The 15,053-nt window shown below is 56.3% G+C and carries 13 protein-coding genes; 7 read left to right on the top strand and 6 right to left on the bottom strand.

The features are described from left to right. The first annotated feature begins 4 nt into the window (after positions 1 to 4). The 3 genes from AUP42_RS01325 (at position 5) to AUP42_RS01335 (ending at position 3,269) form a co-directional block, all read left to right on the top strand. Positions 5 to 1,225, top strand: coding sequence for a metal ABC transporter permease (locus AUP42_RS01325; protein ID WP_062948139.1), 1,221 nt, complete (start codon positions 5 to 7; stop codon positions 1,223 to 1,225). Then, positions 1,222 to 2,172 carry a metal ABC transporter permease gene (locus AUP42_RS01330; RefSeq protein WP_062948141.1) on the top strand — a complete coding sequence of 317 codons (951 nt, stop codon included), beginning with the start codon at positions 1,222 to 1,224 and terminating at the stop codon, positions 2,170 to 2,172. The genes AUP42_RS01325 and AUP42_RS01330 overlap by 4 nt, the downstream gene beginning before the upstream one ends. A gap of 176 nt (positions 2,173 to 2,348) precedes the next feature. After that, positions 2,349 to 3,269 carry a hypothetical protein gene (locus tag AUP42_RS01335; protein ID WP_062948143.1) on the top strand — a complete coding sequence of 307 codons (921 nt, stop codon included), beginning with the start codon at positions 2,349 to 2,351 and terminating at the stop codon, positions 3,267 to 3,269. Between the two features lie 14 nt (positions 3,270 to 3,283). Here the strand turns inward: AUP42_RS01335 and AUP42_RS01340 are convergent, their stop codons facing one another. Further along, a complete protein-coding gene (locus AUP42_RS01340) occupies positions 3,284 to 4,390 on the bottom strand; it encodes a siderophore-interacting protein (protein ID WP_231858117.1) in 1,107 nt (368 codons plus the stop codon). A gap of 167 nt (positions 4,391 to 4,557) precedes the next feature. Here AUP42_RS01340 and AUP42_RS01345 point away from each other — a divergent pair, with 167 nt between their 5' ends. The 4 genes from AUP42_RS01345 to AUP42_RS01360 all read left to right on the top strand — a co-directional run bounded on the left by AUP42_RS01345 (position 4,558) and on the right by AUP42_RS01360 (position 8,893). Continuing rightward, entirely contained in the window at positions 4,558 to 5,409 is an 852-nt protein-coding gene (locus AUP42_RS01345) for a GNAT family N-acetyltransferase (protein ID WP_062948145.1), read from the top strand. Between the two features lie 365 nt (positions 5,410 to 5,774). After that, complete coding sequence (locus tag AUP42_RS01350; RefSeq protein ID WP_062948147.1) at positions 5,775 to 6,548, top strand: motility protein A; 774 nt, start codon at positions 5,775 to 5,777, stop codon at positions 6,546 to 6,548. Between the two features lie 56 nt (positions 6,549 to 6,604). Then, positions 6,605 to 7,528 carry an OmpA family protein gene (locus tag AUP42_RS01355; protein WP_082824641.1) on the top strand — a complete coding sequence of 308 codons (924 nt, stop codon included), beginning with the start codon at positions 6,605 to 6,607 and terminating at the stop codon, positions 7,526 to 7,528. Between the two features lie 54 nt (positions 7,529 to 7,582). Beyond that, positions 7,583 to 8,893, top strand: a complete 1,311-nt coding sequence (locus tag AUP42_RS01360) for a pentapeptide repeat-containing protein (RefSeq protein WP_062948151.1) — start codon at positions 7,583 to 7,585, stop codon at positions 8,891 to 8,893. A gap of 7 nt (positions 8,894 to 8,900) precedes the next feature. Here AUP42_RS01360 and mutL read toward each other — a convergent pair whose 3' ends face one another. The 5 genes from mutL to lspA all read right to left on the bottom strand — a co-directional run bounded on the left by mutL (position 8,901) and on the right by lspA (position 15,035). Next, positions 8,901 to 10,844, bottom strand: coding sequence for a DNA mismatch repair endonuclease MutL (gene mutL / locus AUP42_RS01365; protein WP_062948153.1), 1,944 nt, complete (start codon positions 10,842 to 10,844; stop codon positions 8,901 to 8,903). A gap of 118 nt (positions 10,845 to 10,962) precedes the next feature. Beyond that, on the bottom strand, positions 10,963 to 12,321 hold the full coding sequence (locus tag AUP42_RS01370; protein WP_062948155.1) for a M16 family metallopeptidase: 1,359 nt from the start codon (positions 12,319 to 12,321) through the stop codon (positions 10,963 to 10,965). 2 nt (positions 12,322 to 12,323) lie between these two features. After that, positions 12,324 to 13,745, bottom strand: coding sequence for a M16 family metallopeptidase (locus AUP42_RS01375; RefSeq protein ID WP_062948157.1), 1,422 nt, complete (start codon positions 13,743 to 13,745; stop codon positions 12,324 to 12,326). A gap of 187 nt (positions 13,746 to 13,932) precedes the next feature. Next, the gene (locus AUP42_RS01380; protein ID WP_062948159.1) at positions 13,933 to 14,511 is read right to left on the bottom strand and encodes a DUF3035 domain-containing protein; all 579 of its coding nucleotides are present in this window, start codon (positions 14,509 to 14,511) and stop codon (positions 13,933 to 13,935) included. Between the two features lie 50 nt (positions 14,512 to 14,561). Further along, positions 14,562 to 15,035: a signal peptidase II gene (lspA, locus tag AUP42_RS01385; protein ID WP_062948160.1), complete on the bottom strand. Its 474-nt coding sequence runs from the start codon at positions 15,033 to 15,035 to the stop codon at positions 14,562 to 14,564. Positions 15,036 to 15,053: the final 18 nt, after the last annotated feature.

Below are 15,053 nucleotides of genomic sequence, written 5' to 3' on the forward strand. Positions count from 1 at the left end.
TAAGATGAGTTTTCTTGATTACTTCATAAGCGCCCTGTTCCTGCAGGCCGGATATAACAGCGCCCTTGTCGCGATTGGTGCCGGGTTGCTTGGCCTTGCCGGGGGTGGCGCCGGTGCGTTCATTTTCCTGCGCAAACGCGCCCTTGTTTCCGATGCGATCAGTCACGCCACCCTGCCCGGTGTCGGCATTGCATTCATGTTGATGGTGGCCCTTGGCGGGGATGGGCGCTGGTTGCCCGGCCTGATCATCGGATCGGCCATTTCATCAGGCATCGGTCTTTTGATGGTCGAATGGATCACGCGTCAAACCCGCCTGACCGAGGATGCCGCAATCGGGGCGGTTCTGTCGGTGTTTTTCGGGCTTGGCATTGTTCTTCTGACGATTATTCAAACCATGTCGTCGGGACGTCAGGCCGGGCTTGAAAACTTCCTGCTGGGCTCGACCGCCGGCATGCTGATCAGCGAGGCGACCACAATCGCCATCGCCGGAGCCCTTGCCACCGCCTTTGTTTTCATGCTGCGCCGTCCGATGACGCTGGTGGCGTTTGATCCGGAATATGCTGCAACAACCGGCATCAATGTCCGTCACATTGATCTGGCCATGATGGGGCTGGCGCTGATTGTCACCGTGATCGGGCTCAAGATTGTCGGTCTGATCCTGATTGTTGCCCTGCTGATCATTCCGCCAGTCACGGCACGGTTCTGGACCAATCAGGTCGGACCGATGATCGGCATCGCAGCCGCCATTGGCGGGCTTTCGGGTTATGTCGGTGCGGTGCTGTCGGCGGCTGTGACATCCCTTCCGACCGGCCCGATCATTGTTCTGGTGGCTTTCGGGTTCTTTGTCATCTCTGCCCTGTTTTCACCGCTTCGTGGCGGTCTGGCATCGGCCTTGCGTCATTGGCGGTTCCAGCGACGCGTGCACCGTCGGCAGGGGCTTCTGGCACTGGCACGGCGCGAACCGATCTATGACGGATTTACCCTTCGCATCCTTCGTCATTCGGGCATGATCCGGCGTGACGGTGTGGCGACATTGCGCGGTAAAACCGCATCGCAAAAAGCCGCCCGGGACGAAGCGCGCTGGGCGATGGCGCGGCGCATCCTGCCCGATGATTCCGCCATTGAACGTTATGACGGACTGACCCCGATCGAAGACATGATGACGCCCGACCAGATCGATGAAATCGACCGCGTGATTGCCGAACAGACCGGAGCCCCCGCATGATCGACAATCTGATCACTGCCCTTGGTGCTGAATTCGTGCAGCTTAGCCTGACGCCGATTGTGATCGGTATTCTGGGCGCGGTTGCCTGTGCACTGCCCGGCAACTTCCTGTTGCTACGTCGGCAGGCCCTGATCGGGGATGCGATCAGCCACGTGGTTTTGCCAGGGATTGTTGCGGCCTTTCTGGTCACCGGCACCATCACGGCGGTCCCGATGATGATCGGGGCCGGTTGTGCGGCAATCGTTGCCGTCATTCTGATTGAGATCGTTAAACGGTTGGGCCGGGTTGAACCGGGCGCGGCCATGGGGCTGGTTTTCACCACCCTGTTTGCCGCCGGTGTCCTGTTTCTGGAAATGACAGACACCAGTTCGGTGCATATCGATGTGCAGCACGCGCTTTTGGGGAATCTTGAAAGCCTGATCTGGTTTGATGCCGAAGGCTGGCAATCCTTGCTTGACCCGCTGGCACTGGCGACCTTGCCACCGCAATTGCCACGTCTGGCGGTCGTTCTTGTGGGGATCGTGCTGTTCATCACGCTGTTCTGGAAAGAACTGAAGATATCGACCTTTGATGCCACCTTTGCCGAGGCGATTGGCATTCGCACCCGTGTTCTTGGATTTGCACTTGTCGTGGTAACGGCGATTGCCGCGGTTGCGGCCTTTGACGCGGTCGGATCGATCATTGTGATTGCGATGTTTGTCTGCCCGCCTGCCGCCGCCCGCCTGATGACCAATCAGCTTGGCCGGCAGATCGGCTGGAGCGTCGCCTTTGCCGTGATCTCGGCAGTTCTGGGTTATGTCTTTGCCGGATATGGCCCCGGCTGGTTCGGGTCGCCCTATGCGGTCAGTGCGGCTGGCATGATCGCCACAATTTCCGGTATTATCCTGTTGCTGGCCTGCCTGTTCGGGCCACAGCGCAAACGTACTGGCCAGCGCGCCGAAGCGTAAAGGAGGTCTGCCTACCAATGACAAAACTGACCGGATCAACACTTGATCTTAAACGGGCATCGCGCCGGTTGGCCAAAATCCGCCGCGCGATAGCTGCGGCCCGCAAACTGGGATAGGGCGCGAGACCGGATCAGTTTGACCTCGCCCCCGGCCTGCCAAAACTGCATACTATGGGTATGGTGAAACTCGCATCCTGTCGCTATCTGCCACTCCTGATCATTTACTGCCTGCTATCGGGCATGGCGGGCGGCGGGGTTTTACCTGCAAAAGCGCAGGATGTAAGAACGCTTGCCGATATTGAACGCGATCTTAACCGTTATGAAAAGGTCGCCCTGCACAGTTTTGCTGACCGCGACGCCTTTCTGTCGATCATTGATCAGACCCTTGGCCTTGATAACATCAAGGGTGCCGATTTGCTGTTTGCCAAACTTCCACGGTCACCCTTTACCGTATCGGGACGCCGCGGCAACAATCAGGCAGTACCGTGCCAGATTTTCATTCCAGCCAAGATCGCACCGGGTAGCGGTACTGAAATATTCGCCGAACTGATGCACGGCTGGTTTGGCGATCAGCTTCACTACGCCAGCAGCGCTAATCTGACCTATGACTGGCTGATGCGCCACGAAGTGCGCCATTGCGATCCATCACATTTTGGCGATGGCGGCGACAAGGAACGGGATAACGAAATAGAAGCCGATCTTTTCGCGCTGAACGTCATCACCGATCCGGTTATTCGTCAGAAGCTGGCGCAGGATGCGCTGGCATTTCGCATGATCACCGCCACCCTGTTTGCCAGCAGCAGCCATATGACCGGCCTGTCACTGAAACGCGCATTGCATGACAGACAATCTGGAAACGATCCGACGGCTGCCAACGAAATCGCGGCCTTTCTTGCGGCACGTCAACAAGTGTTCGATCACGCCAAAGCCATCGCAACAGGTGCCCGTCCGACCAATCAGGATATCATCCGCGCCGTAATTGAACTGGCCAACAAGCCACAAAGCAATTCGCTGGTTGCGGAAATTCTGGTCGATCTTGATAAGGCCATCGCCCATTTCGCACCCGAACTGCACGACCGGAACAAATCAGTCCAATAGTACCTGAACTAAGATCAGGCTGTCTTGCGCCAGAATGTCATCGCCAGACACTGATCACGGTCAAGGCCGGCTTCCTTCCGCCACATCTGATGGATGGATTTATAGCTCGCCTGCTCCACCCCGGCCCAGCAATAGACGCGGGTTGCATCCCTGGGAACTTCGATGCGGCTGACCGCATCGCGGATAGGGCTGGCATCAGATGATGGATGCAGATCCCGGCACACCCATTCAATCGCGATCCGGCTTTTGGTTGCCAGGTCAATGATATCGGCCGAGGTTTCCACCTCGATCACCGCATGACCGCTGGCATGTTCAGGCAGTTCTTCAAGATAACGGCCAATCGCCGGAAGGGCTGTTTCGTCGCCGGCAAACAGGAACCAGTCGGCATCGGGCAATTCCCCGCCCAGCGGCCCGGTCATGCCGATCCGGTCACCCGGTTGCGCATTAAGCGCAAAGGCCGAACCAGGTCCATTATCGCCATGCATGACAAAGTCGACTTCTATCCATCCTGCCGTGGCATCAATCCTTCGGATGGTATAAACCCGCGGCGCTACGGCATTTTCGCCTTCGGGCCAGATCACCGTGCCATTGGGGGCCAAGGTCGGCCATTGCGGGTCGACCACACCGCGCGGCGGGATCAAAAGGCGCATGTGAATGCCATCGCCGTCGTAAAATTTCAGATCATCGCCCGCAAGCCGCAACCGGCGCATATGCGATGACAGGTCCGTCACCCCGATGACGCGAAGTTCGCGGAAGTTCGGTAGCTTGCCATTGCTTTCCCCCGCCCCCTTCCAGCGACAGTCAAGATCGGCTTCAGGCACGATGCTTTGCAGGATGGCGATAAGTGCTGCCTTCATCTGGGCAACACCAGCCTCGCTTTTTGATCCGACTTCGATATCAAGGTGCTTTTCACCGGGCCGCAAAATCAGATGCCCGACCGACAGGGAAATCGTAGCTCCGTTGTCATCATTCGTCACATCGCAGTCGTGTTCGGCATAATAAGCCGCAACCGCATTTGCGGCATCAACACTGCCGGACAGCACGACACGGGTTTTGGCAATCAGGGGGCTATCGAATTTTACAGACATAAGGTGGCTTTCGGTGGCGATGACAGGCGGCATGAAGTCGCGTTCCATTGATAATAAAACTGATAGGCATTCTCAATAAAATTATTGTCATTACAATCGCGGGCTCATGTTACATCATGGCCCAAACCGCACCGGTCAGATGATGCGTCAACGCATGAATGGCTGGAAGTCCATGATCCACAAAGACGAAATAGAACGCCATGACCGATAAAATCCGCCGCCTGAAATCCTTTGAATTTGCCACTGCCGTTGACTGGGCCGCACAGGAAGGCTGGAATCCGGGATTCTCGGATGCGGATGCGTTTTTCAATACCGATCCGCTGGGATTCTGGGGCGCGTTTGACAAGCAGGGACTGGCAGCAGTGATTTCAGCCGTGCATTACAATTCGGATTACGGATTTGTCGGCTTTTACATCTGCCGCCCGGATCGCCGCGGCGAAGGTCTTGGTTTCCGTCTTTGGGAAACCGTGCTGAGCGAGGCGGTTGCCAAGACAATCGGTCTTGATGGCGTTGTCGATCAGCAGGAAAACTATCGCAAATCCGGCTTTGAGTTGGCCCATCGCAATTTGCGTTTTGGTGGTGTGGTAAGCGCATCAACCCCGCAAACCGATGATCTTTTTGAACTTCTGATCAATGATATCGCGATCATTGACGCGTTCGAACAGACCTGCAACCTGTTCCCCGAAAGCCGGATAGAGTTTCTGCGCGGCTGGATTTCGGGGGAAAAACATACCGCACTGGCCCTTCGCGGGCCGATGGGATTGCGCGGCTATGGCGTGATCCGGCCGTGCCGTACCGGGCATAAGGTCGGGCCGCTTTTTGCCAACAATATCGACGATGCCCGCAGCCTGTTCCACGCCCTGCTCGCCACCCGCAAGGATCAGGATCAGCCGGTCTATCTTGATATTCCCGATGGTAATGAGGCTGCACGTGTACTCGTTGAAGAACACGGCATGCAGGCCGAATTTGAAACCGCGCGCATGTATCGCGGCAAAGCCCCCGAACTGAACCTTGGAATGACGTTTGGAATTACATCGTTTGAATTAGGCTGACTATCCTTGCCGGTGGGTTGAGCCCCCGACAAAAGTCGACTAACAAACGTATAGTATGCACTAGCCATTCACGCTAAGCATATATGCGGATTGGGAGGAGCACAGGCATGGACTGTTCGCAGCAGCGAACGAATTATGCCGGATTTTGTCCATTTGCTATGGAAAATCGGTCTGCAGCCTCCCAATTTGATGGAATGAAACAGAAAAGATAGTCGCCAACACCATGACACGTATCAGGGGTACCGCGTTCTGATGTTTGCTACCACAAATCAGCTGCCTGCCCACCAGCAAGAGAAATCACCTCTTGTAAGCCAGAACCGGCTTTTGCCGCACAAACTCATAACGCCGGAAAACAAATAAGCATCATGGATATTGCAACACTTATCGGGATCGTCGCCGGTATGGGCGTTATCTTTGGCGCCATCCTTATGGGTGGCAGCCTGGATGCCTTTGTCGATCTACCATCGATCATGGTTGTTTTTGGTGGCACGGCAGCGGCAACGCTGATCAAGTTTCCGATGCGCGATGTGATCAAGTCGTTGAAGATCGGGATCAGGATCGCCTTCAAAAACCCCAAGGAAGATCCGCTGTCGATCTACGAGAAGGCAATCGAACTTTCCACTTTGGTTCGCAAGAACGGCTTGCTTGGTCTTGAGAATGTCGAGATTGAAAACGACATCATGGCGCGCGGCATTCGCATGTGCGTGGATGGTCACAGCGGCGAAGTCATTCGAAGCTCGATATCGAGCGAGGTCGAAAAATCGATCCAGAATGACGAACTTGGCGAACTGATGTTCCGTGGCATTGGTGATACGGCCCCGGCCTTTGGCATGATCGGAACCCTGGTCGGTCTGGTACAGATGCTGGCCAACCTTTCCGACCCCGATGCCATCGGCCCGGCGATGGCGATTGCGATGCTGACGACATTCTATGGTGCGGTTCTGGCCAACCTGATTGCGCTTCCGGTGGCTGACAAGCTGGCCCTCAAGGTCGAACAGCTTAAAAGCACCAAGCAACTGATTATTGAATCGGTGGTGCAGATACAGTCCAGCCAGAGCCCGATGGTCATGAAGGAAATTCTCGGGCCTTATTTGCCAGGTGGCATTCCCAAGGATGCCGAAGGCGAAGGTGGAGAATAACCCGTTTTCTCCACCCTTAACGCAACGAAGATACCCGAAGGCAACAGGCACAAGAAATGGCAAAGAAACCGGCAGCAGGAGCACCCGCATGGATGGCGACATTCGCCGATCTCATGTCATTGCTGCTTGTGCTTTTCGTGCTGTTGCTGACCTTTGCCGAAATGGATGTCATTAAATACAAACAGATTGCCGGATCGGTTAAAGCCGCCTTTGGTTTTTCCAAACAGGATGAACTGGCTGGTGTTGTCGAACTGGATGGCTCGATCCTTGGCAAGGCATTGAAACAGCCGACCCCCGATACCCCGCGCGTTGTTTCCAACATCCCCCCGGTCGAAACGCCCGAGGTCGAGATAAAGGAAGGCGACAGCAAGGCTGAAAAAGCCGAGGCACTCGAAGAAACGCTTGAAACCGTGCTTGATAAAATGGGTATGGCCGACGAAATCGGGGTCGAGCGGAAAGATGGTGACGTTATTGTCCGCTTCCCCAATGAAATAGCCTTTCCATCCGGCTCTTCGGGGATGACACCGGAATTTGCAGCAATTCTGAACCGTCTGGTACCCGTCATCAATCAGACCGAAGGCCAGGTTATAGTTTCCGGTCACACCGACAATATTCCGGTATCATCAAATTCGCCCTATATCTCGAACTGGGATTTATCGGCGGCGCGTGCGACATCGGTTTTGCATTACATGATTGATCAAAACGGCACCGATCCGATCCGAATGGTCGTTCAGGGACGCGGCGACAGCCGCCCGATTGCCGATAACAGTACAGCCGAGGGTCGCGCACAAAACCGGCGTGTTGAAATCACCATTGAGATGATCGACGATACAGGGAACAATGTTAGCCCAGCTAAATTCTCCCCGACCGGAAATACTCCGCCCGGCGGAGAATCCCCGGGAACAGCAAGCGAAAGCACCGCCCCGGATATTCCGCCGGTGGAACGGCGTCGAAGCTTTTCCATACCGGGCAATCAGTAAAAGCCAAATACGCCCAAGCCACAAAACCCGATAAAAGCAGGCAAGCTTGATGTCATGACATCGCGGTCACAAAAAAAACTGTCCGTCCTGTATGCCGATTACAGTGACCGGAACATCAAGGCAGTGCGAACCGCGCTCGAACCACTTGATCTGGCAGCCTTTCATACCAGCGACAATCGCGAATCCATCGTCGAACTTGCACAAATCCATCGCCCTGACCTGATCCTGATCGGTCTTTATCTTGATGGCATTCGCGGCATTTCAACGATCCGCACATTGCGTCAAAGCGCCTCTGAGGCCGATCCGTTCTGCAATCAGGTTCCGGTTTTGCTAGGCGCCCCCAAACTGGATCGTCGCGCCATGCACGATGCGGTCAGTGCCGGGATCGAAGGTGTGTTTCGCCAGCCCGTCGATGATGATCGTCTGCGCAAAATCGTTCAGACTGTCATCAGGAAACCGCGCCGTTTTGTATTTGAAGGCAATTATTTCGGCCCGGCCCGCGAAGGCGACAATTTGGCCGAGCCATCCCGCAAAACCCGTCCATCTGCTTCTGTAACGATTAAACCGGCACCCCAATCAAAAATATCAACGCGTGCGGCTACGTCGGTAACAGGCAAACCAGCATCGAGGTTTTCTTCGCCAAAAACGGATAATCCGACCCAAAACAGCGCCCGCCCCGCAACCGGTGCAATCGGCATCGAAACAGCCGAGATCGCATCGGAAAAATCGGCGCGCGACTATAACCTTGATGCTGCCAGTTCCGTGCGCGAGGTCCTTGGTGCGGTTCCCACCCCCGACGAAACGGCACTACCAGTCGCGGACACTGTCCCGATTGATACCGCCATCGACGAGGAACTGGTTGAGATCGACCTGATGACGGCCCTTCAGGGCCATCGTCTCTGGGTTGATACCGGTGGCAAGGAAGGCGCGATGATGTCAATCGAACATGCCGATCTGCGTGATGCCGATCTGGAAGGCATTGATCTGACCCGGTGTGCCTTGCCCCATGTGTCATTTCGCAATGCCAATTGCCAAAAGGCGGTGCTACGTCGTTGCGATATGACGGCAGGCGATTTCATCGGCTGCAATCTGGATCAGGCGGTCTTGGCTGCAAGCCGCCTTGCCGGGGCGCGTTTCACCGATGCCATATTGCGCAACACGGTGTTCCTCGGCTCAGATCTGTCAGGCGCATCATTTCGCGGCATGACACTGCACAATTGCGATCTGAGCGGCGCCAATCTTGCCAAAACCGATTTCCGCGATGCGGATTTATCCTCGGCCAGGGGATTGTTTGCCGAACAGATCCAACGCGCGCGGGTCAATGCCAATACCCGCCTGCCCCGCAATATGACGCTCAAGGAATAATGCTACCCTAGCGTCGGCCAAACATCTTTTCGATGTCATGCAGCTTAAGTTCGACATAGGTCGGGCGACCATGGTTGCACTGGCCGGAATGAGGGGTGGCTTCCATCTGCCGCAACAGCGCGTTCATTTCATCGGCGTTCAATTTGCGACCTGACCGCACCGATCCGTGACACGCCATGGTCGCGCAGACATACATCAACCGGTCTTTAAGCGCCATGCCCTGTCCCAGTTCGGCAATCTCGTCGGCAAGATCACGCACCAGCCCGGCCACATCAACCTTGCCCAGCATGGCCGGCACTTCACGCACCACCAGCGCGCCGGGACCAAACGGTTCGACCACCAGCCCCAATTCGGCAAATTCTTCGGCTCGGTCGGCAACGCGTTCGGCGGATGCCTCGTCCAGTTCAATGACTTCTGGCAACAGCAACCCCTGCCGTTTGACGCCATTTTCCGCCAGATCAGCTTTCATACGTTCATAGACAATGCGTTCATGGGCGGCATGCTGATCAACAATCACCAACCCGTCGCGGGTCTGGGCGATGATATAGTTTGCATGCACCTGCCCGCGTGCAGCGCCCAGCGGGTGATCAACAAATTTCGATGCGTCGGTGTCGTCAATCCGTGCCGACGGGGCCGCACCGGCATACCCGCCACCATATCCGCCAGCCAGCGCACTGGCGGCAGCCGCGGCAAATCCGCCATTATCACCACCGGTCTCACCACCAGCGAAATCGCGCCCGCGGTCAAACAACCCGCCATAGGACGAAGACGGTGCCTGGGCGGCATAGTCACGCTGCACTGCGGCCAGCCCTGGATGACTGGGCTGATAGGACCCGAAATTATATCCGCCGGAGGCCAGACGTGACCCGCCATTGGGTAAAGACGGCCCGTCGCCCTCGCGCCTTGCCGCGCCCAGCGCCATATCGGCCACCGTGGTCGATGCCCGATGCCCGGCCCCGGCAAGTGCATGTTTTAACGCACCAACGATCAAACCACGAACCATGCCCGGATCGCGGAACCGGACTTCCGTCTTGCCCGGATGGACGTTGACGTCAACATCGCGCGGCGAAAGTTCAAAAAACAGCGCCAATAGCGGATGCCGGTCCCGCGCCAGAAAATCCTGATAGGCCCCGCGCACGGCCCCCTGCAACAGCCGATCCTTGACCGGTCGGCCATTCACGAACAGGAACTGCATCTGCGCATTGCCGCGGTTCAGGGTTGGCACCCCGGCATAGCCGGTCAGGCGGATGCCTTCGCGTTCGGCTTCGATCTGAAGGGCGTTATCCTGAAATTCACGGCCCATCACCGCACCCAGCCGTTTCAGGCGCGCGTCGAACAGATCGCCTTCGCAGGCCGGGTAATTCAAAATCTGCTTGTTGCCATCGCCCGAAAGGGTAAAGCCGACATCGGGCCGGGCCATGGCCAGCCGATCCATGATTTCACGGGCATACATCTGTTCGGTTCGCGCGGTTTTAAGAAACTTCAGGCGCGCCGGGGTGGCATAGAAAAGATCGCGTACCTCGACCCGTGTGCCGAACGGATGGGCGGCGGGTTCCGGAGCACTTTTCGCCCCGCCTTCGACCGTCAGTGTCCAGGCATTTTCCGCCCCGCGTGTCCGGCTGGTCAGGCGCATCCGCGATACCGATCCGATGGACGGCAAGGCCTCGCCGCGAAACCCCATAAACCCGATATTGAACAGATCGTCATCGGGCAGTTTCGATGTCGCGTGGCGTTCGACCGCAAGGCCGAGCTCATCAGGCGTCATGCCCTTGCCATCATCCGTTACCGACAACAGGGTTCGTCCGCCATCGCGTAAGGTCACATCAACACGGGTTGCCCCTGCATCCAGCGCATTTTCCACCAGTTCCTTCAACGCCGCAGCCGGGCGTTCAACCACCTCACCGGCGGCAATCTGGTTGATCAGGTTCTGGGGCAGGACGCGCAGGGTCATACAGGCGGTGCTCGTTAAAACGGGGTGATATTATTGTGGTTGATCCGAACCTATCAAAGCACAAAGCGCGGCGAAATGCCTTTCACCGCGCTTTATACATTTTAACGTCAGGATCGGCTTAAAACGCCAGATCACCCTCGGGTTTGCCAACCACCGTCACGGTGACATCGGCCGGATCAAGCAGTTCCCCGGCAACCCTATTGACGTCATCAAGGGTGACGGCTTCGACAAGGCTGTTGCGTTTATCAAGGAAGTCCATGCCCAGATCCTGCATCTGCATGCCAACCAACATGCCCGACAGATTGCCAAGGCTGGTAAAGCGCAGCGGGAAGGCCCCGGTCAGATAGGACTTGGCGTTATCGAGTTCTTCCTGCGACACGCCCTTATCCTTCATTTTCTGCCATTCATCGCCAATGATCGACAGACTTTGACCAATGGCGTCGTTGCGCGTCGCAACCCCGCCTGTCATCAGCTCTGCCTTGTCCATATCGGCCAGATAGCTGTAAACGCCATAAGCAAGGCCGCGCTTTTCACGCACTTCCTCGGTCAGGCGGGATGAAAAACCGCCACCGCCAAGGATATAGTTCATGATATAGGCGGCATAGAAATCCGGGTCCTTGCGTGCGATGCCCTTCTGGCCCCAGACGGCTTGACTTTGCGGGATATCCTGTTGGATCACTTCAATCCCGCCAAATTTCGGCGTGACTTCGGGAATGGCCGGAAGGTCGCTTTTTTCCGGCAGACCACCAAAAGCTTCATCAAGCAGCGGGCCGAGTTCCTCGGCAGTAATATCGCCCGCTACCCCGATTACCAGATTGTCGCGCGCCATCGCATGACGGACAAATTCACGGAAATCATTGGCATTCAGGCTGCTGACCGATGCAATCGTACCCGATACCGGATTGGCATAGGGATGATCGCCAAAGATCGATTTGAAAAATGCCTTTCCGGCAACATCCCCCGGATCGGTTTCCGCCCGGCGCAGGCCAGACATCACCTGTGCCCGGATGCGTTCAACCGCCTCGTCATCAAAGCGCGGCTCGGTCAGGGCCAGTCGCAAAAGGTCAATCGCCGTATCGCGTTCACGCGTCAACGTCACCATCGATCCGGAAAAGTCATCGCGACCGGCATCAAAGGAAATGCTGATCGACCGATCTTCCATTTCAGTACGAAAGGTCTGGCTGTCCATTTCGCCAGCCCCTTCGTCGATCAGGCCCGACACCATATTGGCAAGCCCGCCCTTGCCCGCCGGGTCGGTTGCGGAACCGGCCCCCTTGAAGGCGAAATCAACCGTCAGAAGCGGGTTCAGATGATCTTCGATCAGCCATGCGGTAATGCCACCATCCGATGTGACTTCCTGCACCTCGACCGCACTTGCCTGACTTGTGAAGGCTGTCATCAGCAGGGTAGCCGATGCCAGCCCCAGCAGTGTTTTGCGCATTTTCAGTACCGGAGTGTTTTTTGCGATATAGCTCATGATCAATGCACCTCCTGCTCGCCGATGACCGGGGCGGTCGGCATTCCGCTGACCGGGCCGCCTTCGGGCGGTTGCAACCAGCCGGTAACGGAACGTTTGTCGTCAAACACGGATTTCGCGGCCGCATTGACCTGCTCGATCGTCACGGCATTGATCCGGTCCGGCCAGCTTTCCACCTGATCAACAGTCAAACCAACCGCCAATGCCTCGCCCAGGGTGCGGGCAGCAGCCGACAGGGAATCACGGGCAAACACCGCACTATCTAGAAGCTTCTGCTTGGCACGCGCCAGTTCTTCCTCGGTCACGCCATTTTCGACAACCTTGGCAATTTCGGCATCAACCGCCTTTTCAAGATCGGCCAGTTCGACACCATCGCGTGGCACGGCATAAAGCCCGAAGCTTGCCAGATCGACCGCAACCGGGTCGTAGAACGTTCCGGCACTGGTCGCAATCGACTGATCGACCACAAGCGATCTGAAGAACCGGCTGGTCGTGCCAGATCCAAGGATTTCGCTTAACACTTCAAGCGGGGCAGCCTGATCGGCATTTTCGCTGTTATAGGATGGTGCCAGATAATAACGCAACATGGATGCCTGCCCGACCCTCGGATCGGTCAGCGTTACCTTGCGCGGGGCATGCTGGGTCGGTTCCTTGACCCGGTGACGGGTCGCCACATCACCTGCCGGGATGGCACCGTAATATTTTTCGGCCAGCGGTTTAAGCTGATCCATGGTGATGTCGCCGGCGACAACCAGAATGGCGTTATTGGGTGCATACCATTTGTGATAAAACGCCAGCGCGTCGTCGGTGCCGAGCGTTTCCATTTCATTGAGCCAGCCAATGATCGAACGGCCATAGGGATGCGCCATGTAAAGGGCAGCACGCATCTGTTCGCCAAGCAAAGCACCGGGATTATTATCAATCCGTGATCTGCGCTCTTCGATGATCACGTCACGTTCAGGCAGCACCACATCATCGGTAAGCTGCAAATTCTGCATCCGGTCGGCTTCCATTTTCATGACCATTTCAAGCCGGTCGCGGGCAATATTTTGAAAATAGCCGGTATAATCCCAACTGGTAAACGCATTGTCATTGCCGCCATTGCGGGCAACGATCTTGGAAAAGTCACCCGGGGCAATGTCCTTGGTACCCTTGAACATCAGATGTTCAAGGAAATGGGCGATCCCCGATACGCCCTCGGTCTCGTCGGCGGAACCGACCTTGTACCAGACCATATGGGTCACGACCGGGGCACGGTGATTTTCCACCAGCACGACCTGCATGCCGTTATCAAGGGTCATGGTTTGCGGACTGAAAACCGCCGCCCCGGCAAGATGGGGGCTCAGGATCATCAGAATTGCGGCAAGCAGGCCAATCGGCCCGCGCGCAAACAACGAAATCGGGGATCGGGTCGGAAATGTCATTATGTCATCCCAATGCTATAAGCAGGATCGCCAGAAACAGGCAGGGTGCCTGATCTATAGGGCAACGGACAAGTTTTTGATTAAGAACTGAATATGACAGAACAAGGGCGCGGAAAGACCGCGCCCTGCCATAATTCGAATTTTGTTCTATTTCCGGAAAATTTCACCGGAATGTGACCGTCACGCTCTAGAAAATATCTTCGAGCCAGCCTTTCTGACGGCGTTCGATGACCGGTGTTTCACCTTCGGAAACCGACTCACCCAATGCCTGCTGATCGCGGATGCGTTTGGCTTCGGCTTCGGCGTCAACCTGAGTGCCGAATTCCGGCTTGTCCTGCCAGAAGATCAGCTTGTCGACGACGCTGTCGCTTTCTTCGATAAAGATCGAGGTTTCGCGATCAACCGTGGTGCGGATTGCCGGATCGGCATATTGCGCGCCCGACTGCGACAGCAGGGCAATCTGCCCCTGGCTGCGATTGCCATCGGTGATATCGCGCTTGACCGCATCGGGATCTTCACCAGTCAGGATACGACGCGCCTGATCGGTGGTCGTACCTGTCTGCGGGCGTGGTGCGCCCGGTTCGGGAACACGCAGTGTGAAATCAGGCGGCAGGCTCAGCGGTGCACGGGAAACAACCTGAAACTCGTCCGGGGCCGTTTTGTTCAGACCGAACGTTTCACGCGTTGATTCACAACCGGACACGGCAAGTGCCAACCCGCCCAGCAGCGCAACTTTGAAAATCGATGTCGATAGTTTCCGGGCCATTGATGCCTCTTTACCACTCAGTCTCCGGCATCGAAATGCCGGATCAAAAATTACCTGGATGATTTTTTACCGCCAAACAGGGAATCGATCAACAGCAGGACTGCGCCAATCGTAATTGCGCTGTCAGCGATATTGAAAACCGGCCAATGATAACCTGCAACATGCATGTCGATAAAGTCGGTTACCGCCCCGTGACGCAACCGGTCAACAAGGTTGCCAACCGCCCCGCCAATCACGAGTGCCAGCGCAATACCCAGCAACCGGTCGCACGTCCGCCACATCCAGATCAGAAAACCAATGGTGATTGCTGCCGTCGCCGCAATCATGACCCACGGTGCCTGCCCCTGAAACAGGCCGAACGAAACGCCACTGTTCCATGCCAGCAGGAAGTTCATGAACGGCGTGACTTCGATCACGCGATGCGGGTTTGACAATCCGTCAATCGCAAGCTGCTTGGTCCACTGGTCGACGGCAAAAACCACCGCAATAACAACCAGTCCAAAGACAAAGGCACGATGTTTCATCAACACTCTTTCTGTCTT

Origin of the sequence: Thalassospira lucentensis, assembly GCF_001613805.1 — a bacterium.
In the GTDB taxonomy this organism is placed as follows: domain Bacteria; phylum Pseudomonadota; class Alphaproteobacteria; order Rhodospirillales; family Thalassospiraceae; genus Thalassospira; species Thalassospira lucentensis_A.